Source organism: Methylorubrum sp. B1-46 (genome assembly GCF_021117295.1).
In the GTDB taxonomy this organism is placed as follows: domain Bacteria; phylum Pseudomonadota; class Alphaproteobacteria; order Rhizobiales; family Beijerinckiaceae; genus Methylobacterium.
Window position 1 is genome coordinate 1,017,501 of record NZ_CP088247.1, and the last position, 23,280, is coordinate 1,040,780.

Sequence of the window (23,280 nt, forward strand, 5' to 3'; positions counted from 1 at the left end):
ACGAGTCGCGGGGACGCTCGCGAGAGCAGGCTCATGCCGAGACGCCGGACGACGACGAGGAGGACGAGGGCAACGGCCCGCGGCTCTACCAGAGCCTCTACGAGACCGGAGCGCGCCACGAGGTGCCGCGCTCGACGGTCGAGGATATCCTCCGGATCTTCAGCTACGACATCGACTTCCAGCGCCGCATCTCGTCGGGCGACGGGATCGACCTGTTCTACACCTACGACGAGGAGGCCGGGCCTGGCGCCTCCGAGCGACCGGAACTGCTCTACGCCGCGCTCAATCTCGGGGGCGAGTCGCGCAAAGTCTATCGCTTCCAGTCCCCGGACGACGGCTCGATCGATTATCTCGACGAGCAGGGCCGCTCGCTGAAAAAGTTCCTGATCCGCAAGCCGATCGCCGACGGCATCATGCGCTCGGGCTTCGGCTACCGGCGCCACCCGATCCTCGGCTATGCCAAGCTGCATACCGGCGTCGATTGGGCCAACCCGATCGGCACGCCGATCGTGGCCGCCGGCAACGGCACCGTGATCAAGGCGGAATGGGATTCGGGCTACGGCCGCCGGGTCGAGGTGCAGCACATCAACGGCTACGTCACGACCTACAACCACATGTCGCGCTTTGCCCGCGGCGTCAGCGCGGGCAGCCGCGTGCGGCAGGGGCAGGTGATCGGCTATGTCGGCTCCACCGGCCTGTCCACCGGCGCCCACCTGCACTACGAGGTGATCATCAACGGCCACTTCGTCGATCCGATGAAGATCCGGGTGCCCCGCGGGCGCGAGCTCGACGGGCGCCTGCTCGCCGAGTTCAAACGCCAGCGCGACCAGACCGAAGCGACGATGCAGAAGTCGAAGACCGCCACGGCGATGGCGCAGCGCGACGCGATGCGGTGACACGCAGAGAAAAGATCGGTGCGGCGGGCGCCCAGGCCGACACAATCAGGATCGCGCGAAACAATCGCATCGTGCCTGGCCCCCAGACGGCCACCCGCCGCCCCTCACGGATTCCCGAAGGACCGATGTGGCACAAGTCCCGGTGAGACGCTGGGTCAACCAAAGGTTCAAAACCCGAGCCTTGTCCGTACATCTTCAGCGGTGATGCCGCGGGCGCGCAGGTCGGCGAGGGATTCGGAGCCCTTCGACTTGGCGAGCTTCTCGCCGTCCTCGGCTCGGATCAACGCATGGTGGTGATAGGCCGGCGACGGAAGGCCGAAGAGGCGCTGGAGCAAGGCGTGGAGATCGGTGGCTGCCTCCAGATCCTGACCGCGCACCACGTGGGTGATCCCCTGCAGAGCATCGTCGCAGACGACCGCGAGGTGGTAGCTCGTCGGCACGTCGCGCCGAACGATCACCGCGTCACCCCATCGGGCCGGCGCGGCAGTGACGGTCTCCAAAGCGCCGCCATCGGGTGAGACGCGGCGGATGACGGGCAGTTCGGAGACGGAGCGGAGCGCCGCCGGCATGTCGAGGCGCCAGGTATGCGGCTCCCCCCGCTCGCAGCGCGCCGTCGCTTCGTCGTTCGACAGGTGGCGGCAGGTGCCTGGATACAGGGGGGCGCCGTCGGGATCGCGCGCCGCCGCTTCCCCGCGTGCCGCACGGGCCGCGACCTCCGCCGCAATCTGCCCCCGTGAGCAGAAGCAGGGATAGATCAGGCCGCGAGTTGCCAATGCATCGCGTGCGGCGGCGTAATCCGGAAAATGCTCGGATTGGCGGCGGACGGCCGCCTCGAAGCGCAGCTCGAGCCAATCGAGATCGGTCAGGATGCCGGCCACGAATTCCGGCCGGGAGCGGCCGAGATCGATATCCTCGATGCGCAGCAGCAGCCGGCCGCCGAGCCGCTCGGCGATCTGCGCGTTCAGGAGCGCGGAATAGGCGTGGCCGAGATGCAGGCGGCCGTTCGGGCTCGGCGCGAAGCGCAAAACCGGCTTCCGTTCCCGCATCCCCCCGTCAGACAGCCGGTGTCCTCCCTTCACGGCTCCGGATCACGGCTCTCCGGTGCTGCCCAGGCAGGTCATGGGACCGGGCGTGCAGGCGATGCCCGGCAGCGAACAGGCGATCTCCTCCCCGATGCGGCGGCAGACCTTGCAGCCGTCGCCCCACTCGGCGCAGTTCGGATTCTGCGCCGGATCCGTGATCGGCGCCGGGGCGGCATGGTGGGCGGGACGCGGCGCCAGAGCTCCGATCAGGACGGTCGCGGCGACGAGGGCGATCACGGCCCAGGTGACCCGGCGGTCGAGGCGAGCGGTCGGCGGATCGGGGGAGAGGTCGGCGGCCATGGCAGCGGTGTTCGCGCGGATACCGGAGGACTGTCAACGCCGCCGGCCCGGCGGTTCATGGCCGAGGCTGGGCGGGTCCTTCAGCCGCCGCTCACGAAATTGTGGGCGTTGCACGCAAGCGCCACAGGCAATCTGCGCATGTGAGGCGGGAACTTCCGGCACGCTCGTTGCGATGTCGCAAACCGGACGATCAAGACGCACACTCAGAAAGAAGCGACCTCGGGAGGAGAGAGACCCACGCCACGACGGAGCCTCCGCGCATGCTCTACGGCCTCTACTTCCTGACCTGCATGGTCGCCAACCCCACCCACTGCGTCATGCGGGTTCACCGCTTCAACGAGGATATCGTCACGCCGCAGCAATGCCTTTCGGTGGCCCAGCCGCAGATGGCGGCTTGGCAGAACGCACACGGCGACCGCTGGCGGGTCGCCCGCTTCCGCTGCGGTGCGCCGCCGCGGGATGACGGGACGCGGATCTGAGCCTTCCGCATCCCGCCCCCTCCCCGAGCCCTTACGACGCCGGCTTGGCGGGGGTGCCCGCCAGCGCCGCCGCGACGGCACGGGCGAAGGCCACCGGATCGCGCGGCGTGTCGCCATCCTGAACGCGGGCGAGGTCGAGCAGCGTGCCGGCCTCGGCCTTCAGATCCGCGCCGGCCTCGGCCCGGTCGTTGAGCGACCGGATCAGGGGGTGGCGCGGGTTGATCTCCAGGATCGGCGCGGAGCCGCCGAAGCCGCGGCCGGCCCGGCGCAGCAGGCGCTGCATCTGCAGGTCGGGGCCCATGCCGGAGGCGGCGAGCACCACGGCACTGTCGACGAGGCGGTCCGTGGTCCGCACGTCGGAGACGTCGGGCTCCAGCGCGAGCTTGAGGGCGGCCACCAACTTGTCGGCCGGGGGCGCCTCCTCGGCCGCCTCGCCCTCGGGCTTGAGCTTGGCGAGGTCGGCCGAGCCTTGCGTGACCGAACGCAGCGGCTTGTCCTCGAACTTGCCCAACTGCTCCGGCCAGAACGCATCGACGTGGTCGGACAGCAGCAGCACCTCGACCCCGCGGGCCCGGAATCCTTCGAGCTGGGCGGAGTTCTTGAGCGCCTCCACGTCGTAGGCGACGAGGTAGTAGATCGCCTCCTGCTCCGGCTTCATGCGCGCGACGTAGTCGGGCAGCGAGGTCCAGCCCTCTTGCGTGGACGAGCGGAAGCGCAGCAGCGGTGCGATCTCGGCGCGGCGCTCGAAATCCTCGTAGATACCTTCCTTCAGCACCGAGCCGAAATTCTCGAAGAACTTCTGGTATTCCTCGGCCTTCTCCGCGTTCTTCGAGCGGCTCGACAGCTCGTTGATGACGCGGGTGGTCACGGCGCGGCGGATCTTCTGCAAGGTCGGCGTCGATTGCAGCATCTCGCGGGAGACGTTGAGCGGAAGGTCGTCGGTATCGATCACGCCGTGGACGAAGCGCAGCCAGTTCGGCAGCAACTCGGCCTCGTCGGTGATAAACATGCGCCGCACGTGCAGCCGCACCTTGGAGCGCCGGTCGTCCTCCATCGCCATGAACGGCTTCATGCTCGGCACGAACAGGAGGCCGGTGAATTCGAGCGCGCCCTCGGCCCGCCAGTGCAGCGTCGCCCAGGGCTCGTCGAAACCGTGGCTGACGGTGCGGTAGAACTCCTTGTACTGCTCTTCCGTGATCTCGGATTTCGGCTTGCGCCAGAGGGCGGTGCCCCGGTTGGCCGCCTCCTCCTTGCCCTCCGCGTCGCGGATCGCGATCGGCACGGCGATGTTGTCGGCCCATTTGCGCACGACGTGATCGAGCCGGTAGCTCTCCAGATACTCGTCGGCATCCTCCTTCAGATGCAGCACGATGTCGGTGCCGGCCTGTTCGCGGGCGGCCGGCTCGAGAGTGTAGCTGCCCTTGCCGTCGGAGGCCCAGGTCCAGGCCTCGTCCGCACCCGCCCGGCGCGAGGTGACGGTGACGCGGTCGGCCACCATGAAGGCGGAGTAGAAGCCGACGCCGAACTGGCCGATCAGGCTCGGGCGCAGATCCTCGCCCTCGCCGCCCTTGGTCTCGCCGAGCGCCTGGGAGAAGGCGCGGGTGCCGGAGCGGGCGATGGTGCCGAGGTTCTGGGCCAGATCCTCCTTGCTCATGCCGATGCCGGAATCGGAGATGGTGAGCGTGCGCGCCGCCTTGTCGGGGGCAATCAGCACCCGGGCGTCGGAGGGGAGCGCCAGGGCCTCGTTGGTCAGCGCCTCGAAGCGGCGCCGGTCGGTCGCGTCGGCAGCATTGGCCACCAGCTCGCGCAGGAAGATCTCGCGGTCGGAATAGAGCGCGTGGACGACGAGATCCAACAGGCGCCCGACCTCGGCACCGAATTCGTGCCGCTCTACCGTCTCGCTCAAAGGCTTACTCCCCGTCTGGCGTGCCGCACCGGAACGCCCGCGCGGACGCGGCGGGTGTTCGGCCGAACACGCGAAAAGCGGGGGCGATATGCCCATGGCAAGACGGCAATTCAATCGCCGTGGGCGTGAGCCGGCGGCGAAATCGTCGCGTTTTAGGCCGCCAGGGCTGTCGGTGCCGCGGGGTTCACGGCCGGCGCCGCCTCGATCTGCCCGTGCACCGTATCGAACGCGGTGCGGATGGCCGCCACCGCATCCTCGACCGCGACCAGGGCGGCGAGTTGCACGTTGCCGGGAATCTCGCCGACGCGGCGCGTCGCCAGCACAATGGAATGCTCGAGCCGCAACAGTTCTTCCTCGGCACTCGCACCGGAAAGATCGGCCAACCGCTGAAGTGCGGCTTCGAGAGCATGGCGCAAGACAAGTGTTCTCACGCGATCCTGTAGGATCGCCCGGTCGTTTTGCTTCATGTGTGGAGATACCTGCCGAATCGCGAGGACGATCATGTCATCCTGCTCGCAGCCGCGCAGTTCCTTTTGTGCAACATTCGTAAAAAGGCAGAAGCACGACCGGAACCATTTCAGCATTCCGGGAATTCGGTCGCCTCGAGCAACCCTCGATCGCAGACATCAGGAAGCCTCGGCCGCAGGGAAGCCGGTTGCGCGGCCGGCGAATGCCCGGGCTGCGCGGCCACCGAAAGCGTGGCGGTTGCCCTGCGCGTCTGCGCGTGGTCCTGATCCTGCTTCTCGGCCGCGTCCCGGCCGACCTCAGGTTTCGTCAGAGTCCGATCATGCCCGATACGCCCGTCTTCGCCCATGCGGCCGTCGCCGCCCCCCACGCGCTCGCGGCTACGGCCGGGCAGAACGTGTTGGCGCAGGGGGGCAATGCCATCGAGGCGATGGTCGCCATGGCCGCGGCGATCGCGGTGGTCTACCCGCACATGAACGGCATCGGCGGCGACGGCTTCTGGCTGATCCGGGAAAAGAACGGCCGGGTGCGCGGCATCGAGGCCTGCGGCCCGGCCGGCAGGCTCGCCACCCGCGCCCGCTACCGGGAGAAGGGCCTCGAGGCGATCCCCTCCCGCGGCCCCGATGCGGCGGTGACGGTGGCCGGCACGGTCGGCGGCTGGCGCCTTGCCCTCGACATGGCCCGTGCCTTCGGCGGCCGCCTGCCCCTTGACGCGATCCTCGCCGACGCGATCCGCCACGCCCGCGCCGGCTGCCCGGTCTCGGCTTCGGAAGCGCGCTACGTGCCGAAGGAGCTCGACACGCTCCACGACGCGCCGAATTTTGCAAAAACCTATCTCGATGACGGCAAGCCCTACGCGGCGGGCGCGATCCGAACGCAGCCCAAGCTCGCCGACACCCTGACCCAACTCGTCCATGCCGGGCTCGACGACTTCTACCGCGGCGATATCGGCCGCGAGATCGCCGCCGATCTGGAGCGCCTCGGCGCGCCGGTGACCCGCGCCGACCTTGATGCCTATTCGGCCAAGGAGCGGGCGCCCCTGACGCTGCGTCGGCGCGACGCCACGCTCTACAACTTCCCGCCGCCGACCCAGGGCCTCGCGGCGCTCATCATCCTCGGGATCTTCGAGCGGCTGAACATCGCCGAGCCGGAGAGCACCGCGCATTATCACGGCCTGATCGAGGCGACGAAGCGCGCCTTCGCCATCCGCGACCGCTTCGTCACCGATTTCGACCGCCTCAAAGGCGACCCGGCCGCCTTCCTCGATTCCAAGCGCCTCGACCGTGAGGCAGCGCTGATCGACATGGCGCGCGCGGCGAGCATCCCCGTGCGCTCGGGCGAGGGCGATACCGTCTGGATGGGCGCCATCGACAACGAGGGCATGGCCGTGTCCTTCATCCAGTCGGTCTACTGGGAATACGGCTCCGGCACGGTGCTGCCCGCCACGGGCATCTGCTGGCAGAACCGCGGCATGTCGTTCTCGCTCGATCCGAACGCGGTGAACCCGCTGGAGCCGGGCCGGCGCCCGTTCCACACCCTGATCCCGGCGCTCGCCGCCTTCGACGACGGCCGGGTGATGTCCTACGGCTCCATGGGCGGCGACGGGCAGCCGCAATTCCAGGCCCAGATTTTTTCGCGCTACGCCGATTACGGAATGTCGGTGGCCGACGCGGTCGATGCGCCGCGCCTGCTCTACGGCCGCACCTGGGGCGCCGAGTCGCTCAGCGTGAAGGTCGAGGACCGCTTCGATCCGGGCTGCATCGCGGCGCTGCGGCGCTTGGGCCACGATATCGAGGAACTGGGCGGCGCCTATATCGACTCACTCGGTCATGCCGGCATGCTGGTGCGCCACGTCAAGGACGGGCGGATCGAAGCAACGCACGATCCGCGCTCCGACGGTGGCGCGGCGGGACTCTGAGGCGGGCCAGGGTTACACCACCCGAGGCACGCGATACCTTCCGCGCCAAAGCCCGCCCGACGAGCGGGCATGACGGGAGGCACCGCCTTGTCCCACTTCATCAATGACCGCGCCGGCCTCGTCACCGACGCCATCGACGGGCTCGTCGCCGGCAGCGGCGGAGCGCTGGCGCGGCTCGACGGCTACCCCGAGATCCGCGTCGTGCTGCGGGCCGAGCCGGAACCCGGAAAGGTCGCCATCGTCTCCGGTGGCGGCTCGGGGCACGAGCCAGCCCATGCCGGCTTCGTCGGGCCCGGCCTGCTCGCGGCGGCGGTGTGCGGCGACGTGTTCGCCTCCCCCTCCGTCGAAGCCGTGCTCGCCGGGATCCTGGCGGTGACGGGCGAGGCCGGCTGCGTCCTCATCGTGAAGAACTATGCCGGCGACCGGCTGAATTTCGGCCTCGCCGCCGAGCGGGCCCGCGCGCTCGGCCGCCGGGTCGAGACGGTGCTGGTGGCCGACGACATCGCCCTGCCGGAGGCGGCCCGGCCGCGGGGGCTCGCCGGGACGCTCCTCGTCCACAAGGCCGCGGGCCACGCCGCCGCCTCGGGCGCTCCCCTGGGAGAGGTGGCGGCGCTGGCCCGGCGCACGGCCGCCGCCGTGCGCACCCTCGGCATCGCCGTCTCCACCGCGACGATCCCGGGCACCCGGCCGGAGCCGCGCTTGGCGGAAGGCCAAGCGGAACTCGGCCTCGGCATCCACGGCGAGCCCGGCATCGAGCGCATCGACCTGCCCCGCGCCGACGCGCTCGCCGCGCGCATGACCGCACGTTTTCCCGCCCCCATCGCGGGGGCCGAGCGGCTGGCGCTCCTCGTCAACAATCTCGGCTCGACCACCGCCCTCGAGATGGCGGTTCTGACGAAGGCGGTGCTCGCGACCGATCTCGGCCGCCGGGTGCGGCTGTTGCTCGGTCCGTCCCCGGTCATGACGGCGCTCGACATGCACGGCGCCTCCCTCACCTTCCTGGCGCTGGACGAGACCATCGAGGCGGCGCTTCTCGCCGAGACGCCGGTCGCCGCCTGGCCGCGCGCGCGGGTCCTGCACGCGCCGATCGTCCGGCCGCTGCCAGAGGGGGTCTCCGGCGGTCCGGCGCCGACGCCCTCGCGGGATCCGGCCGTCGCCGCCCGGATCGAGGCGGTGTGCCGGGCGCTGATTGCGGCGGAAGCCTCGCTCAACGCCCTCGATGCGCGGGTGGGTGACGGGGATACCGGCTCCACCTTCGCCGAGGGCGCACGCGCCGTCCTGGCCGATCTCGACCGTCTGCCGCAGGCCGAGCCCGCCGCGCTCTGCCGCGCGCTGGGCGAGCGCCTCGGGCGCGCTACGGGCGGGTCGAGCGGCGTGCTGCTCTCGATCTTCTTCACCGCGGCCGGCGCGGCGCTCGCCGCCGGGGCCGATTGGGCGAAAGCCTGCGCCGCCGGGGTGGAGCGGGTGCGCGAGATCGGCGGCGCAGGCCCGGGCGACCGCACGATGCTCGACGCGGCGATTCCGGCGGTCGAGGCGCTGGCGGCCTCCGGGATCGGCGCGGCGGCGCGCGCTGCCCGCACAGGGGCGGAGGCGACCGCCAGGATGGAGCGGGCCGGCACCGGCCGCTCCAGCTACCTCGCCGGCAGCGACCTGAAGGGCCATCCCGATCCCGGCGCCGTCGCGGTGGCGACCGCCTTCGAGGCACTGGCCGCTGAAACGCCCTGAGACGTCCTCCCTTTGATGGCTTCGCTCGCTCCTTCTGTCATTGCGAGGCGAAGCCGTGGGCTGAGACCCGAAACGACGGCCTGGAAGTAGAGTGAGACGACAGAGGATGAGCACCCTGAACAAGGACCAGAGCGAGTACTGGAACGGCGAGGTCGGACAGCGCTGGGCCGCCTACCACCAAGCGCTCGACTCCGCCTTCGCGCCCTTCACCGAGGCGCTGTTCGCCAGCGCCGCGCTCAAGCCCGGCGAGCGCGTGCTCGATATCGGCTGCGGATCGGGCGACACCGCGCTCATCGCCGCGCGGCAGGTCGGGAGCGGCGGCCATGTGACCGGCGCGGACCTGTCCGAACCGCTGCTGGCGGTCGGCCGCGAGCGGGCGGCGCGGGAGGGGCCGGGCGCCGCCCCGATCGCGTGGCTTCGGGCCGATGCCCAGGATCACGCCTTCGAGGGACGCTTCGACCACGCCCTTTCGCGTTTCGGTGTGATGTTCTTCGAGGATTCCGCCGACGCCTTCGCCAATATCCGCCGCTCCCTCGCGGAAGGCGGACGGCTGAGCTTCCTCTGCTGGCGCAGCATGGCGGAGAATGCCTGGGTCACGGTTCCCCGCGACGCCGTGCTGCCGCTCCTGCCCGAGGTCGAGCCACCGCAGCCCGGCATGCCCGGCCCGTTCCGCTTCGCCGCACCGGACACGCTCCTGCCTATTCTTGAGGCAGCCGGCTTTCGTGCCATCGCCTGCCAACCGGTCGATCGGACGATGCGAGTCGGCGTGACGATCTCGGCCGCAGCCGACTTCGTCGCGACGCGGGGACCCGTTGCCCGCCTGCTGCGCGACCGCGATCCGGCTCTGCAGGCGGCTGCCTTGAAAATCATCACAGAGCTTTTCACCGAAAGCTTCGGAACGGGCCCGGTCGATCTCGGCGCCGCCTGCTGGCTCGTCACAGCGCGAACCTGAGGTTCGGCTCTGGCACGTCCTTTGCTGCGCTGCCGGCGCCGCAAGGGAGTGAATGATGAATACAATCTCTGGTCGGACGCGGTGGATCCAGCTCGGCCTGGGTCTACTCGTCATGATGACGATCTCCAGCCCGCAATATGTCTGGACCCTGTTCGTGAAGCCGTTCCAGGCGACCACTGGCGCGAGTCTCGCCGCCGTGCAGGTCGCCTTCACCCTGCTGATCGTGCTCCAGACCTTCTTCTCGCCGGTGCAGGGCTGGCTGATCGAGCGCTTCAGCGCCAAGGCCATGATCGCCCTCGGCGCCGGCCTGTCGGGGCTCGGCTGGATCGCGGCCTCCTACACCGACACGCTGTGGGGGCTTTATGCAACCTACGGTCTACTCTGCGGCCTGGGCACCGGCGTCGTCTATGTCGGCGTCGTCGGGCTGATGGTGCGCTGGTTTCCCGAGCGGCGCGGCTTCGCCGCCGGCGTCGTGGCGGCGGGTTACGGCATGGGCGCCATCGCCACCACCTTCCCCATCACCGACATGATCGCCGCCTCGGGCTACCGCCACACGCTGTTCGTGTTCGGTGCGATCATGGCCGTGATCGGCGTCGCCGCGGCGCTCGGCCTGCGCACGCCGAAGGCCGGCGAGACGCCCGCCATCCCCGCCAACAAGGTGGCGAGCGCCGCCCGCGACGTGGCTCCGGCCGAGATGCTGCGGAGCCCGCTTTTCTGGCTGATGTTCGCCATGATGGCGATGATGTCGACCGGCGGCCTGATGGTGGTGGCGCAATTCGCGGCCTTCGCCAAGGAATTCGGTGTGGCCGATGCCATGGTGTTCGGCTTCGCGGCGTTGCCCTTCGCGCTCACCTTCGACCGCATCACCAACGGCCTAACGCGACCCTTCTTCGGCTGGGTCTCCGATCATGCCGGCCGCGAGAACACCATGGCCGTGGCCTTCGCGCTCGAAGCGGTGGCCATCGGCCTGCTGTTGATGTTCCGCGAGAACGCCTACGCCTTCGCCCTGCTCTCGGGCGTCGTCTTCTTCGCCTGGGGCGAGATCTTCTCGCTGTTCCCCTCGACGCTGACCGACACCTTCGGCACCAAGCACGCCACGACCAATTACGGCTTCCTCTACATGGCCCAGGGCGTCGGCTCGCTGCTCGGCGGCCCGGTTGCCGCGCTGATCCACGACGCGGTCGGGAGCTGGGTGCCGGTCTTCGGCATCGCCATCGTCCTCGATCTCATCGTCGCGGCGCTCGCGTGGTTCGTGCTCAAGCCCGCCCGCCGCGCCTATCTCGGCGTGCCCGGACCAGCGGTGCCGGAAGCGGCCGCGCCGCTGGCCGTGCGTCCGGCGGTCTGAGGCAAAAGCGGCCAGCGCCGGCCCTGGTAGAACGGGGCCGGCGCGCGTAACGGATGGCTTTTCGCGAGACCGACCGACTCGCGCCAGAGACATCCGCCATGCACATCACTCCCCGGCGGCGCGGACCATGACCGCGCCGCTTCCTCCCGAGCCGGGACGCGCCCCCTGGCTCGCCATCGTCGGCATCGGCGAGGACGGGCGCGCGGGGCTCTCGCCCGCCGCGTCCGCCGCCCTCGACGCCGCGGAGGTAATCTATGGCGGGCGTCGCCACCTCGCGCTGGCGAGCCCTCTGTCCGCCGAGACCCGGCCCTGGCCGAGCCCGATTACGGATGCCTATCCGGGCATCCTGGCGCGGCGCGGCCGGCCCACCTGCATCCTCGCCACCGGCGACCCGTTCCACTACGGCATCGGCGCCGAGATCGCCCGGCTGGTGCCGGCGGCGGAGATCCGCGCGTTTTTACAGCCCTCCGCCTTCAGCCTGGCCGCCGCCCGGCTCGGCTGGTCGCTGCCCGACACCGCCTGCCTGACCCTTCATGGGCGCGACCTGTTCGGCATCGTGCCCCATCTCCAGCCCGGCGCCCGCCTCCTCGCCCTGTCCTGGGACGGAACGACGCCCGCCGCGCTCGCCGCTCTCCTCGTCGAGCGCGGGCTCGGCCTCTCGCGGCTCACCGTGCTCGAAGCGATGGGCGGCCCGAACGAGCGGGTCCGCGCGGCGCGGGCGGAGGGCTTCGACCTGAGCGAAATCGCCGCCCTCAACACGATCGCGGTAGAGGTCGAGGCCGAACCCGGCGCCCGGATCGTCCCCTTGAGCCCCGGCCTCGCAGACACGTGGTTCGAGAATGACGGCCAACTCACCAAGGCCGAGATCCGCGCGGTGACGCTCGCGGCGCTGCGCCCGCGGGCCGGCGAGACCCTGTGGGATCTCGGCGCCGGCGCCGGCTCGGTCTCGATCGAGTGGTGCCTGCGCCATCCCGCCAATCGCGCGGTGGCGGTCGAGCGGCGCCCGGACCGGGCCGAACGGATCGCCCGCAACGCACGGGCACTCGGCGTCGGCGCACGGGTGCAGGTCGTTGTCGGCGCCTCGCTCGCGAGTTTGCCCGCCCTCCCCTCCCCTCATTCGGTCTTCGTCGGCGGCGGCGGCGCCGAGCCCGGCCTGCTCGCCGCCTGCCGGGAGGCACTTCCTCCGGACGGACGATGCGTCGCCAACGCCGTCACCCTGGAGGGCGAGGCGGCTCTGCTCGCGGCCTTCGGTGAGGCCGGCGGCGCCCTGCGACGGCTCTCGTTCGCCCAGGCCGTGCCAGTCGGCGGCCTCACCGGCTGGCGACCGGCCATGCCGATCACGCAATGGGTCTGGACGAAGCCGTGACCCTGCCCCGTCTCGTCGCCGGCATCGGCTTCCGCCGGGCGACGCCACCCGCAGAAATCGTCGCGCTCCTGCACCGCGCACTCGGTGAGGCCGGGCTGGCGCCCGAGCGGCTCACCGCCATCGCCTCCGCCGCGGACCGAACCGGCGAACCGGCGATCCGCGTGGCCGCCGCCGCCTTCGGCCTCATCCCGACCGGGCTCGATGCGTCGGCCCTGACGGCGGTGGATGCGCGGGTCGTGACCCGCTCGAGCCGGATCGAGGCGAGCCGCGGCGTCGGCTCGGTGGCAGAGGCGGCAGCCCTCGCCTGCGCCGGCCCGGCGGCGCGCCTTCTCCTGCCCCGCATCGCCAGCGCCGGCGCCACCTGCGCCCTCGCCTTGTTCGAGGACCGCCCTTCCGTCGGCTCAATCCCCTCCTGACAGGCCGCCGACCCGCTCCGCGGCAAAGCGTGCGCGCAGCCAAGAAGCGGCCGGGCCGCAGGGCCGCTGCTTGTGCCAGACCAGTTCCAGGGCGATCGGCCAGTCGCCCTGGTCGAATTGCAGATCCGGCGTGACGAGGAACGGTGCGGTCTGGGAGGCGGCGATCACGTGGTCGGTGACGAAGGCCCAGCCGATGCCGTGCTTCACCATCTCCAGAATGACCCAGTGGCTCTCCACCCACCACACTTCGGCGGCCACCCGCAGGCGGCGCTTCTCCGGCCCATCGCTGCGCGCGGCCACGAGGATCTGGCGGTGGCGCTTCAACTCCTCCCACTCCACCCGCGCCTTGGCGAGCGGGTGGTCGCGCCCGCAGACGAGCTTGAGCGGCACCCAGCCGATGGTCTGGAAGCCGAGTTCGGTCGGCAGAACCTCCTGTCGCCACATCACGCCGAGATCGGCGGCGCCCGACTGCACCATGCGGCTGACATCCTCCATCAGCGGGAAGAGCAGTTCCAGCTCGACGAAGGGGAAGGCCTGAGCGAATTCGGCGAAGAGGGCGCCGAGCGCGTGCTCGGGGTAGAGCTCGTCGATAGCGACGACCAGCCGGTTCTCGACCCGCTGCTCCAGGCTGCTCGCCACGCCGATCAGGTGCTCGCGCCGGTCGAGCACCACCCGCGCCTCCAGAAGCAGACGCTCGCCCGCTGGCATCAGAACCGGGTTTCGGCCGGTTCGGTCGAACAGCGCCAGCCCGAGATCGGTCTCGAGGTTGGCCACCTGGGTGCTGACGGCCGATTGCGCCTTCCGCAGCCTACGGGCCGCGCCCGAGAAGGACCCGGCCTCGGCCGCCGCCACGAAGGCTTGGAGCTGTTCGAGCGAGACCGCCATCCATCCGATTTCCAGATAGGTTCCAACTTTGCGCCAGCGATATCACAGATAGAAGGCCGCGGACCAACGACGTCTTCCGGGGCCAGTCCATGCGCACCACACGCGACCGCATCCGCCACGCCATCCTGTTCGAGCTATTCGGCCTCGCGCTCATCATTCCGCTCGGCACTGTGCTGTTCGGCCTGCACGTCTCCGAGATGGGCGTCATCGGGGTGGGCAGCGCGCTCGCCGCGACGGCGTGGAACTACGTCTACAATCTCGGCTTCGATCGCGCGATGCAGCGGTGGATTGGGCATACCCACAAGAGCCTCCCCCTGCGGGTGGGTCACGCCATTCTGTTCGAGGCGGGGCTGCTCGTGATCCTGCTGCCGCCGATCGCCTGGTATCTCGGCATCGGCCTCGTCCAGGCCTTCGTGATGGACCTCGCGATCGCGGCCTTCTACGTGGCCTACGCCTTTCTCTTCAACTTAGCCTACGACCGGGCTTTCCCGCTTCCGAGCTGGAGCGAGGCTGCGGCGGCCTCCCGCTGAGTCGGTCTCCGCTTGATCAAAGCGGGGATCGGATCAGCGAGCCTGCGCGGCGCTTGAGCGAGGCCAAATTCGCCCTCCCGAAGGGATCGATCGGATTTGGTATGAGCCGGTCCCCCTCGATCATCGTCTCTCCCCAACGACCGGCCCGATGCTGTAAGCGGACGCCATGACCGTCCACTTCATCGGCGCCGGGCCGGGCGCCGCCGACCTCATCACCGTGCGCGGCCGCGATCTCATCGCCGCGTGTCCGGTCTGCCTCTATGCCGGCTCGCTGGTGGCTCCTGAGATCCTCTCGTGGTGCCCGCCGGATGCGCGCATCGTCGACACCGCGCCCCTCGACCTCGACGCGATCATGGAAGAGATCGGGCGGGCGCACGCGGCGGGCCGGGACGTGGCGCGGCTGCATTCGGGCGATCTCTCGGTCTGGAGTGCGCTCGCCGAGCAGACCCGCCGGCTCGACAGGCTCGGCATCCCCTACACCGTGACACCGGGCGTCCCCTCGTTTGCCGCCGCCGCCGCCCTGCTGCGGCGCGAGTTGACCGTGCCGGGGCTGACGCAATCGGTGGTGCTCACCCGCACCTCGGGCCGGGCGAGCCCGATGCCGGAGCGCGAAACCCTCTCCGCCTTTGCGGCCACCGGGGCGACGCTGGCGCTGCATCTCTCGATCCACGTCGTCGAGCAGACCTGCGCCGACCTCGTCCCCATCTACGGGCCGGACTGCCCGGCCGCGGTGGTGTTCCGCGCGACCTGGCCCGACGAGCGGGTGCTGACCGGGACGCTGGCCACCCTGCCCGAGCGGGTGCGCGCGGAAAAGATCGAGCGCACGGCGCTGATCCTGGTGGGGCCGGCGCTCGACCCGTCGGATTTCCGCGAGAGCGCGCTCTACGCTCCCGACTACGACCGTCGCTTCCGCCCCCGCGGCGCCGTCGGCGCAGTCGGTGCCGTTGGCGCGACATCGGACGAGGCCGCATCGTGAGCCCCGCCCCCGGCCTCCTCGTCGCCGCGCCGCGCTCCGGCTCCGGCAAGACCACGGTGACGCTCGCGCTGATGCGGGCGTTGCGCCGGCGCGGCGTGGCTTTGCGCGGCGCCAAATGCGGGCCGGACTACATCGACCCCGCCTTCCACGAGGCGGCGACCGGCGCCCCCAGCCTGAACCTCGACAGCTTCGCCATGCCCGACGCGCTGCTCGACGCCTGCGCCGGCCTGAGCGCACGCGGTGCGGATCTGGTCATCGCCGAGGGCTCGATGGGTCTGCACGACGGCATCGTCGCCGGCGAGGGTCGCACGGGAGCGAATGCCGATATCGCCGCACGCTACGGCTGGCCGGTGCTCCTCGTGCTCGACGTGTCGGGCGCGGCGCAATCGGCGGCGGCCGTGGCGCTCGGCTGCGCGGCTTACGACTCGCGCATCCGGATCGCGGGTGTGATCCTCAACAAGGTCGCGAGCCCGCGCCACCGCCGTCTGGTCGAGGCGGGGCTGTCGCGGGTCGGGCTCCCGGTGCTCGGCGCCTTCCCGCGGGAGGCGAGCCTCGTCCTGCCCGAGCGCCATCTCGGCCTCGTTCAAGCCGGCGAGACCGCCGACCTCCACGCCCGCCTCGACCGGCTCGCCGACCTCGCGGAAGCCTCCCTCAACCTCGACGCGATCGTTTCCGTGGCAGGCGGGCACGCTCCCGAAACCAGAGACGGCCTGCCGAAGCCGCCGGCGCAGCGGATCGCGGTGGCGCGGGACGCCGCCTTCTCGTTCCTCTATCCGCATATGCTGGCGGGCTGGCGCGCGGCCGGCGCCGAGATCGTTCCGTTCTCGCCGCTGGCCGACGAGGCGCCGAGCACCGATTGCGACGCCTGCTGGCTGCCCGGCGGCTATCCCGAACTGCATGCCGGCCGGCTCGCGGCGGCGCAGCGCTTCCGCGACGGGCTGCGGGGCTTCGCGCAGACGCGGCCGGTCCACGGCGAGTGCGGCGGCTACATGGTTCTGGGCGAGAGCCTGGAGGATGCGGACGGGGTGACCCATCCGATGTGCGGCCTTCTGCCGGTCGCGACCTCGTACCGGCGGCGCAAGCTCCATCTCGGCTATCGCGTCGCGCATCTCCTCGCCGATGGCTTGTTGGGTGCGGCCGGCACGCGCCTCGTCGGGCACGAGTTCCACTATGCGAGCGAACTCACGCCGAACCCCGAGGATACGCTCGCGCTCGCGCAGGTGACGGATGCGGAGGGCGTGCCGCTCGGCCTCGCCGGCCACCGCCAGGGCCAAGTTACGGGCAGTTTTTTCCACCTGATCTCAGGGACGACCGGCGGGTAGCCCAAGGCCGCGAGCCCACAGCACCGCCCGACCGGGCTGGGATCGAGAGGGACAAGGCTTCGCGCGGGAATAGCCTTGCGCAGGAAGCGCAGACCGCATTCCTTGCTCTGAACGGAGTCGCTTCCGTCCGCTCGACCGGTCGAGAGCCGCAGCCGAGCTCATCGGCTGCGGCTCTCGAATCCGAATTTGCCTCCGCTTCGGCGAAAAGCGGTCAGGCGTCGAGGACTTCCGAGTCCTTCTGACGGCCGAGGCGGGCGGCGCTGCGCACGATCGCCAGCACCTCGCGCCGCAATTGGTCGTCCTCGATCGTCGCGAAGGCGCGCAGCAGATCGACGGCCCCGTGGGCGCGCAGGAAGCCGAACACTTCCGTCTGCTCCTGGGCGGCGGCACCGTCGCCCTCGTCGAAGAAGGCCGAGACCGGAACTTCGAGCAGTCGGGCGATCTCGCGCAGGCGCCCGGCGCCGACGCGGTTCTGGCCCTTCTCGTATTTCTGGACCTGCTGGAACGTCACGCCCACGGCGGTCCCGAGCGCGGTCTGGCTCAAGCCGCGTGCTTTACGCAGCGCGGTGATCCGGAGCCCGACGAGGCGGTCGACATCGGTTGTCTGTTTCGGCATCATCTTACGGCACGGTCCCTGTTCGACGTCGCAGACCAACCCAAGGACCTCAGGTCGGCGGCGCTTGAGCATTTGCCAGCGTTTTCGGGCATCGCGGAACGCTTCTACTGCCGAGGCAGGTCAGACAGATGCGCTGCGAGGCTACCGTATCGCTGTGGTTTAGCCTGACTGCAGCATCACCATGAAGTGCATACGCAATGCAAGTACCTACCTGTTGCCGGATCGGTGTTTTCAGTTTGCTGCTCGGTTTCTGTTCTCTAAACGTTCCTGCGGCGAAATCGACAAGCATCGCTTGAGTTTGGCGGGATTTCTCGCGAATTCGCTGTGGCAGGGGACTCACGCTGTAGGCGGTGGAGCCGCTCCGGCTTCAGCTTACGAGCGAGACTACGTAGAGTCATAAAATTCGGACGGCCGCTGGGTGGTCGGCTCGATCAGATCGGGAGCATACGAGCATGTTCATCGCGATGAACCGGTTCAAGGTCGTCAAGGAATCGGCGCAGGACTTCGAGCAGGTCTGGCTCGGACGCGACAGCCACCTCGGCGAGATGGAAGGCTTCGTGGAATTCCACCTGCTGAAGGGGCCGGAAGCCGAGGATCACATCCTCTACGCCTCGCACACGATCTGGCGCTCGCGGGCCGATTTCGAGGCCTGGACCCGTTCGGAACAGTTCCGCAAGGCGCATGGGCGGGTGCCGGGCACCAAGCCGCTCTATCTCGGGCACCCGCAATTCGAAGGCTTCGAGACGATCCAGACGGTGGCCCGGCCGGCGAACGAGCAGGCGGCCTGATCCTGTTTTCCGAGGTCCCGTCCCGGCCGGCGAACCGGGACGGGGCCGCAGGCCGAAATGGATGCCGGCCGACCTCGCACCGGAATTCGGTCTCGGCGCTGACACCGCAGGAACACCGCCGTCAAGCCGGGGGCGGAAGGCGCAGAGGTCGTCGACCCGCCCGATGCCGGTCGAGGCGGCCCTCTCTCCGAGCAAGGCGACGCCGAGCACCAAGCCGGCAATGAGACCGATCCGCTCAGGCCACAATCCTGTGCATAGACCGGGATCGCCGGCATGGCCGAAGCCGGAATCGGCCTGATCGGCGTCGAAAGGACGGCCGTCCGGGGCCGCTTCCTGCGCCGCCGGTCGGGCGGACGGACGGCACGCCGAGAATCGGGCTTCGAATCACGCGCTGGCGTCCGAAGCGGTCACCGATTAGCCCCGGCAGGGTCGTGTGCGCCGCCGCGAGCCCGCGCAGGCCATGGTCCGCGCGAGGGGCCCCGCCGAGGCCACGCGTATGCCGCCCCCGGCCGGACGGCTCGCCGATATTGAATTGCTCGAAAAATCGGCGCTGATTCCGCGCGGCCTCGCGCCGCGAAGCCACTGACTCCCTCGCAAAAACCACGTCATTCGTCTCACATCGGCGCCGCACCCGAGCCGGCTGGATCGAGCGGGGCCGCAGCCGCGTTCGGCCCGCGGACGGGACGGACCGAGGCCTTCGAGAGAGCGGCCCGGCCTTCGTCCGTCGGACGCAGGGCAGCCCGCTGCCGCTCCGGCACCGTCGCCCGAACGGATCCGGTGCGCGGCTTGCGCAGGGAACCGCATCATCGAGGGCGGCGACCGGAAGCGTCCCGCTTCGGGACAGATCACCGCCTCAGGGCAGCACAACGCGGGACACATGTTTCACGAGCGCCCACCCCAGCAGTACCAGCGCCTGCCCGGCGACCGGGCGCGCCGTTCCGTCTGGGCTGCGCTTCTGCCGCAGCGGCGGCGCACGGCCCTTCGCGTCGGCATCTCGGCCGCGCTGCTCACCGCCGATCTCGTAGCGATCCTCGCTGTCGGCTTCGCGGTGGATGCGGCCTACCACGCCTATCTCGGCGACGGGGTGCTGATCTCACTGACGCAGAGCATGAACCTTCAGACCGCCGGCTTCCTCGCCCTGATCGTGGTCGTGACCAACCTCGTGCGCGGCGAGTACAGCATCGAGCGCTGCCTGTCGCAGACGCCGCATGGGCAGCGCCGGGCCACGCTCTGGCTGATGGCCTGGGCGGTCGCCCTGCTGGCCGGCTTCGCGACCAAGACGACGCAAGACTTCTCCCGCGTCGCCTCGGTCGCCTTCTTCCTCACCGGCCTGCCGGTCACGATCCTCGTGCGCGCGGCGGCGGTTGCGCTGGTTCGCCGCAGCAGCACCTCGGCCTCTCCGTCGGTCAGCCGCGTCCACCTCGTCGGCTACGAGGAGGACGTGACGAATTTCTACGCCAACAACGATGTCGAGGCGCTGGGACTGCGCGTCGTCGGCACGAGCTACCTGCGCCGCTTCGATCCCGCCTCCGGCACGGCCAGCGCGGAAACCCTGCTCGCCGAGGATCTCGACCTCGCGGTCTCGGTGGTGCGCTTCCTGCGGCCGGACCACGTGTTCGTGCTGGTGCCCTGGTCGGAGCCCGCCGACATCGAGCGCTGCATCGACGCGTTCCTGCGGGTGCCCGCCGCCCTGCATCTGCGGCCCGGCACGATGATGGACCGCTTTCCCGACCTTCAGGTCGCCCGGGTCGGGCGGCTGTCGGGCATCAATATCGGTCGCCGTCCGCTCTCCGTCGGCGAGGTCCTGCTCAAGCGCGCCTTCGACGTGACGTTGGCCGGCATCGGGCTCCTGCTGCTCGCCCCCCTGTTCGTCGCGCTTGCCGTGCTGATCAAGCTCGACAGCCCCGGACCGGTCTTCTTCCGGCAGCGGCGCTACGGCTTCAATCAGGAAGCCTTCGGCGTCTTCAAGTTCCGCAGCATGAAGGCCGCCCCCGACGCGCCCTTCCGGCAGGCGTCGCGCAACGACGACCGCATCACCCGCATCGGTGCCCTGCTGCGCCGGACCAATCTCGACGAGCTGCCCCAGCTCATCAACGTGATCCGGGGCGACATGTCGCTCGTCGGCCCCCGGCCGCACGCGCTCGCCCACGACCGCAGCTTCGAGCGCCGCATCGCCCTCTACGCCCGCCGCCACAACGTGAAGCCGGGCATCACCGGCTGGGCGCAGGTCAACGGCTTCCGCGGCGAGACCCTGACCGACGAAGCGATGGAGGCTCGCGTCCAAGCCGACCTGCACTACATCGACAACTGGTCGCTCTGGCTCGACATCACCATCCTCGTCCGCACGATCGCCTCGCCGCGGGCCTACCGCAACGCGTTCTGACCCCGACCCTCCGACCCCAGATGGTTCGAGCCCGGAAAGGCTCGAGCATCATCCTGAAGGGCGGCCTCCGGCTTTCGGAGAAAGATCAGGCTTGATCGGGCACGTCGTTGCGTCCGCGGCAGGCGCCGCATTCGCCCTCGACCTCCAAGATTCGGCTGGTCGGGCTGAAGCCGGTTCCCGCCAGCGTCTGGTCGAGGGCACTCTCGACCGCCGGCGCCGTCATCTCGTCGATGCCGCCGCAGGTGCGGCAGATCAGGAAGACGAGGCCCGCGCCCGCCCCGTGCTCGTGTCCGCAGGAGACGAAGGCATTGCGGCTGGAAATGCGGTGGACGAAGCCCTGCTCGGTGAGGAAGTCGAGCGCGCGATAGACCGACACCGCCGCGACCCGGCGCCCGGGCGCGCTCATCCGCTCGGCGATGTCGTAGGCACCGAGCGGCCGGTGCTCCGCCGCCACAGCCGCGAGCACGTCCCGCCGCAGCCGCGTGAACTGCAGGCCGCGAGTCTGGCACAGACGCTCCGCCCGCCCGACCACGTCTCCGGCCTCGTGCCCACCGCCACAGCCGGCCCCATCATGACCGTGAGGGTGATGCGCGTGACTCTGCGCGTGAGCGTCACGGTCGCCGCTCCCGTCGCCTTGGCCGTGTTCATGCGGCGCGTGACCGCGCATCCCGACCTCCCCGATATCGGCGATCGAGACCGCCGCTTGTCGTGCCACTCGTATCGCCGCTCGGCCCCGGCAGGGGCTGAACTCGGCAAGCATTGAACTCGACACGGGTCGATTGAACTCGATCCGTGTTACAGTGTATCAGCCCCACCAAGATAGGCGTCCGGCCGCAATCGGGCAACGAGGCGGAGAACGGCGCGGTTCGCGATCATCCCCGGCCTCCGCGACGTCGCCCGCTCCGGTAATCCTCGAGGATCCCATGACCCGTGCCGGCGGGACCGTCCGCCTCCCGCGCCGCTCGCTGTTCCGCAGCGGGGCCGGCCTGCGATTGGCGGCGGCCCTCATTCTGTCGATCCTGCTCTGGGCGGTGATCCTGTGGGCGCAATCGTGAGTGCCGGGTCGGCCCGAACGGGCGCTATCCGGTTCCGGAGCCTGACCCTGGGCTACGACCGGCATCCGGCGGTCCACCATCTCGACGGCACCATCGCGGCAGGCGACCTGCTCGCCGTGGTGGGACCGAACGGCGCGGGCAAATCGACTCTCCTGAAGGGCATCGTCGGCGAGATCCACCCCCTCGACGGGGCGGTCGAGGCGGAAACGCGGCCCGGCGCCATCGCCTACCTGCCGCAGGCCGCCGAGATCGACCGCAGCTTCCCCTTGAGCGTCCTCGATCTCGTGGCGATGGGCCTTTGGCGCCCGCTCGGCGCGTGGCGCAGCCTCACCCGCCAGCGCCCGCGCCTGATCGACGCGCTCGCCGCGGTCGGGCTCACCGGCTTCGAGGATCGGCCGATCGGTACCCTTTCCGGCGGGCAGTTCCAGCGGGCACTGTTCGCCCGTCTGATCCTGCAGGACGCGCGGGTCATCCTGCTCGACGAGCCCTTCACCGGCATCGACGAGCGCACCACCACGGACCTGCTCGCGCTGATCCGCGGCTGGCACCGTGAGGGCCGCACGGTGGTCGCGGCCCTGCACGACCTCGCGCAGGTGCGCGCGCATTTTCCTTCGACGCTCGTCATCGCCCGCCGCCCCATCGCCTGGGGCCCGACCCGCGAGGTGCTGACGCCGCCGGTGCTGGCCCGCGCCCTGCGCCTCTCCGAAGCCTGGGACGAGGCCGCCGCGATCTGCCGCCATGAGGCGCCACCCACGGGTGGCTCCACCGCGGCGGGGGCGCACGACCATGGTCAGGGACACGCGCATCACGGCCACGATCATGGGCCTGCTCCCCACGATCATCACGGCCACCACCATGCCCACACGCATCACCGGGCCGTGTCATGACGCTCGCCGACCTCACGGATCTGCTGGTCGGCCCCTTCGTCGAGTTCGGCTTCATGCGCCGGGCGCTGGCCGGCTGCCTCGCGCTGTCCCTCTCGGCGCCGCCGCTCGGCGTATTCCTGATGCTGCGCCGGATGAGCCTGATGAGCGAGGCGATGAGCCACGCCATCCTGCCCGGCGCCGCCGCGGGTTTTCTCGTCGCCGGGCTGTCGCTGCCGGCGATGACGCTGGGCGGGCTGGTGGCCGGACTCGCGGTGGCGCTGGCCGCCGGGCTCGTCACCCGCTCAACCGTGCTGAAGGAGGATGCGAGCCTGGCCGCCTTCTACCTGATCTCGCTTGCCGGCGGGGTGTTCCTCGTCTCGCTGCGCGGCTCGCAGGTTGATCTCCTGCACATCCTGTTCGGCACGGTGCTGGCGCTCGACGACGACGCGCTCACCCTGCTCGGCGGCATCAGCAGCCTGACGCTGGTCGCGCTCGCCCTGCTCTACCGCCCGCTGGTGATCGAGTGCGTCGATCCGCTGTTCCTGCGCACGGTGAGCCGCGCCGGCGGCCCGGTCCACTCCGCCTTCCTCGCGCTGGTGGTGGTCAACCTCGTCGGCGGCTTCCAGGCGCTCGGCACGCTGCTGGCGGTCGGCCTGATGCTGCTGCCGGCGATCACCGCCCGGTTCTGGGCCGCCGACCTGTCGGGTCTGATTCCCGTCGCGATGCTGGTCTCGATGCTCTCCAGCGTGACCGGCTTGCTGGTCTCGTACCATGCCGGCATCCGCCTGCCGACCGGACCGGCGATCGTGCTGGCGGCGGGCGCGCTCTACCTCGTCTCGATGCTGGTCGGCCCCCGCGGCGGCCTGATCCACCGCCTCGTGCGGCGGCGTCACCTGGAGGCGTGATCAGCGCCCGGAGTTTTCGGGATACCTCGAGCATCGTCCTGGATCTGATATCCGGGGCGCCCCGTCGATCGACTCGCTCGGACCGCGAAGGGCTCATCATACCG

At 70.3% G+C, this 23,280-nt stretch carries 24 protein-coding genes (1 of these 24 cut by a window edge); 17 read left to right on the forward strand and 7 right to left on the reverse strand.

Features of this window, described 5'->3' with window-relative positions:
• Positions 1-896 carry the 3' portion of a M23 family metallopeptidase gene (locus LPC10_RS04965; protein WP_231345721.1) on the forward strand. 1,192 nt of this gene lie to the left of the window's left edge, so the window shows 896 of its 2,088 coding nt (coding positions 1,193-2,088); its start codon lies beyond the left edge, outside the window; the stop codon is at positions 894-896.
• A gap of 167 nt (positions 897-1,063) precedes the next feature.
• Here the strand turns inward: LPC10_RS04965 and gluQRS are convergent, their stop codons facing one another.
• Together gluQRS and LPC10_RS04975 are read right to left on the reverse strand one after the other, a co-directional pair.
• Positions 1,064-1,942, reverse strand: a complete 879-nt coding sequence (gene gluQRS, locus LPC10_RS04970) for a tRNA glutamyl-Q(34) synthetase GluQRS (protein ID WP_231345722.1) — start codon at positions 1,940-1,942, stop codon at positions 1,064-1,066.
• Between the two features lie 42 nt (positions 1,943-1,984).
• Positions 1,985-2,278 carry a hypothetical protein gene (locus LPC10_RS04975; protein ID WP_231345723.1) on the reverse strand — a complete coding sequence of 98 codons (294 nt, stop codon included), beginning with the start codon at positions 2,276-2,278 and terminating at the stop codon, positions 1,985-1,987.
• A 260-nt stretch (positions 2,279-2,538) separates the two neighbouring features.
• On the opposite strand from LPC10_RS04975, the gene LPC10_RS04980 reads away from it, so the two are divergent.
• The gene (locus tag LPC10_RS04980) at positions 2,539-2,757 is read left to right on the forward strand and encodes a hypothetical protein (protein ID WP_017486666.1); all 219 of its coding nucleotides are present in this window, start codon (positions 2,539-2,541) and stop codon (positions 2,755-2,757) included.
• A gap of 31 nt (positions 2,758-2,788) precedes the next feature.
• Here LPC10_RS04980 and htpG read toward each other — a convergent pair whose 3' ends face one another.
• A complete protein-coding gene (gene htpG, locus LPC10_RS04985; protein WP_231345724.1) occupies positions 2,789-4,663 on the reverse strand; it encodes a molecular chaperone HtpG in 1,875 nt (624 codons plus the stop codon).
• 152 nt (positions 4,664-4,815) lie between these two features.
• Entirely contained in the window at positions 4,816-5,247 is a 432-nt protein-coding gene (locus tag LPC10_RS04990) for a hypothetical protein (protein ID WP_231345725.1), read from the reverse strand.
• A 203-nt stretch (positions 5,248-5,450) separates the two neighbouring features.
• Between LPC10_RS04990 and LPC10_RS04995 the strand changes: the two genes are divergently transcribed.
• From LPC10_RS04995 to LPC10_RS05020, 6 genes are all read left to right on the forward strand, one after another.
• Positions 5,451-7,046, forward strand: a complete 1,596-nt coding sequence (locus LPC10_RS04995; RefSeq protein ID WP_231345726.1) for a gamma-glutamyltransferase family protein — start codon at positions 5,451-5,453, stop codon at positions 7,044-7,046.
• A gap of 87 nt (positions 7,047-7,133) precedes the next feature.
• The gene (locus LPC10_RS05000; protein ID WP_231346967.1) at positions 7,134-8,771 is read left to right on the forward strand and encodes a dihydroxyacetone kinase subunit DhaK; all 1,638 of its coding nucleotides are present in this window, start codon (positions 7,134-7,136) and stop codon (positions 8,769-8,771) included.
• A gap of 106 nt (positions 8,772-8,877) precedes the next feature.
• Positions 8,878-9,723 carry a class I SAM-dependent methyltransferase gene (locus LPC10_RS05005; protein WP_231345727.1) on the forward strand — a complete coding sequence of 282 codons (846 nt, stop codon included), beginning with the start codon at positions 8,878-8,880 and terminating at the stop codon, positions 9,721-9,723.
• A 55-nt stretch (positions 9,724-9,778) separates the two neighbouring features.
• Positions 9,779-11,068: an oxalate/formate MFS antiporter gene (oxlT, locus tag LPC10_RS05010; RefSeq protein ID WP_231345728.1), complete on the forward strand. Its 1,290-nt coding sequence runs from the start codon at positions 9,779-9,781 to the stop codon at positions 11,066-11,068.
• 127 nt (positions 11,069-11,195) lie between these two features.
• Complete coding sequence (cbiE, locus tag LPC10_RS05015) at positions 11,196-12,434, forward strand: precorrin-6y C5,15-methyltransferase (decarboxylating) subunit CbiE (protein ID WP_231345729.1); 1,239 nt, start codon at positions 11,196-11,198, stop codon at positions 12,432-12,434.
• Entirely contained in the window at positions 12,413-12,850 is a 438-nt protein-coding gene (locus LPC10_RS05020; protein WP_231345730.1) for a cobalamin biosynthesis protein, read from the forward strand. Before cbiE ends, LPC10_RS05020 begins: the two co-directional genes overlap by 22 nt.
• Here the strand turns inward: LPC10_RS05020 and LPC10_RS05025 are convergent.
• Positions 12,836-13,735, reverse strand: coding sequence for a LysR family transcriptional regulator (locus LPC10_RS05025; protein WP_231345731.1), 900 nt, complete (start codon positions 13,733-13,735; stop codon positions 12,836-12,838). The genes LPC10_RS05020 and LPC10_RS05025 overlap by 15 nt on opposite strands.
• Positions 13,736-13,824: 89 nt before the next feature.
• Here LPC10_RS05025 and LPC10_RS05030 point away from each other — a divergent pair, with 89 nt between their 5' ends.
• The 3 genes from LPC10_RS05030 (at position 13,825) to LPC10_RS05040 (ending at position 16,563) form a co-directional block, all read left to right on the forward strand.
• A complete protein-coding gene (locus LPC10_RS05030) occupies positions 13,825-14,265 on the forward strand; it encodes a PACE efflux transporter (RefSeq protein WP_231345732.1) in 441 nt (146 codons plus the stop codon).
• A 166-nt stretch (positions 14,266-14,431) separates the two neighbouring features.
• On the forward strand, positions 14,432-15,241 hold the full coding sequence (gene cobM, locus LPC10_RS05035) for a precorrin-4 C(11)-methyltransferase (RefSeq protein ID WP_231345733.1): 810 nt from the start codon (positions 14,432-14,434) through the stop codon (positions 15,239-15,241).
• Complete coding sequence (locus tag LPC10_RS05040; protein ID WP_231345734.1) at positions 15,238-16,563, forward strand: cobyrinate a,c-diamide synthase; 1,326 nt, start codon at positions 15,238-15,240, stop codon at positions 16,561-16,563. Before cobM ends, LPC10_RS05040 begins: the two co-directional genes overlap by 4 nt.
• A gap of 211 nt (positions 16,564-16,774) precedes the next feature.
• Here LPC10_RS05040 and LPC10_RS05045 read toward each other — a convergent pair whose 3' ends face one another.
• Positions 16,775-17,182, reverse strand: a complete 408-nt coding sequence (locus LPC10_RS05045; protein WP_231345735.1) for a helix-turn-helix domain-containing protein — start codon at positions 17,180-17,182, stop codon at positions 16,775-16,777.
• 449 nt (positions 17,183-17,631) lie between these two features.
• Between LPC10_RS05045 and LPC10_RS05050 the strand changes: the two genes are divergently transcribed.
• Both LPC10_RS05050 and LPC10_RS05055 read left to right on the forward strand, forming a co-directional pair.
• Positions 17,632-17,967 (forward strand): antibiotic biosynthesis monooxygenase, encoded by a 336-nt coding sequence (locus LPC10_RS05050; protein ID WP_231345736.1) that lies wholly within the window; start codon positions 17,632-17,634, stop codon positions 17,965-17,967.
• Positions 17,968-18,844: 877 nt separating this feature from the next.
• A complete protein-coding gene (locus LPC10_RS05055; protein ID WP_231345737.1) occupies positions 18,845-20,350 on the forward strand; it encodes a sugar transferase in 1,506 nt (501 codons plus the stop codon).
• 85 nt (positions 20,351-20,435) lie between these two features.
• Here LPC10_RS05055 and LPC10_RS05060 read toward each other — a convergent pair whose 3' ends face one another.
• On the reverse strand, positions 20,436-21,017 hold the full coding sequence (locus LPC10_RS05060; protein WP_231346968.1) for a Fur family transcriptional regulator: 582 nt from the start codon (positions 21,015-21,017) through the stop codon (positions 20,436-20,438).
• Between LPC10_RS05060 and LPC10_RS05065 the strand changes: the two genes are divergently transcribed.
• The 4 genes from LPC10_RS05065 (at position 20,937) to LPC10_RS05075 (ending at position 23,176) form a co-directional block, all read left to right on the forward strand.
• Positions 20,937-21,113 (forward strand): hypothetical protein, encoded by a 177-nt coding sequence (locus LPC10_RS05065; RefSeq protein ID WP_231347152.1) that lies wholly within the window; start codon positions 20,937-20,939, stop codon positions 21,111-21,113. The two genes, LPC10_RS05060 and LPC10_RS05065, sit on opposite strands and share 81 nt — an antisense overlap.
• Before the next feature lie 160 nt (positions 21,114-21,273).
• Entirely contained in the window at positions 21,274-21,405 is a 132-nt protein-coding gene (locus tag LPC10_RS25540; protein WP_255700735.1) for a hypothetical protein, read from the forward strand.
• A complete protein-coding gene (gene aztA / locus LPC10_RS05070) occupies positions 21,402-22,292 on the forward strand; it encodes a zinc ABC transporter ATP-binding protein AztA (RefSeq protein ID WP_231345738.1) in 891 nt (296 codons plus the stop codon). The genes LPC10_RS25540 and aztA overlap by 4 nt, the downstream gene beginning before the upstream one ends.
• Positions 22,289-23,176 (forward strand): metal ABC transporter permease, encoded by an 888-nt coding sequence (locus LPC10_RS05075; RefSeq protein WP_133091305.1) that lies wholly within the window; start codon positions 22,289-22,291, stop codon positions 23,174-23,176. Before aztA ends, LPC10_RS05075 begins: the two co-directional genes overlap by 4 nt.
• Positions 23,177-23,280 lie beyond the last annotated feature (104 nt).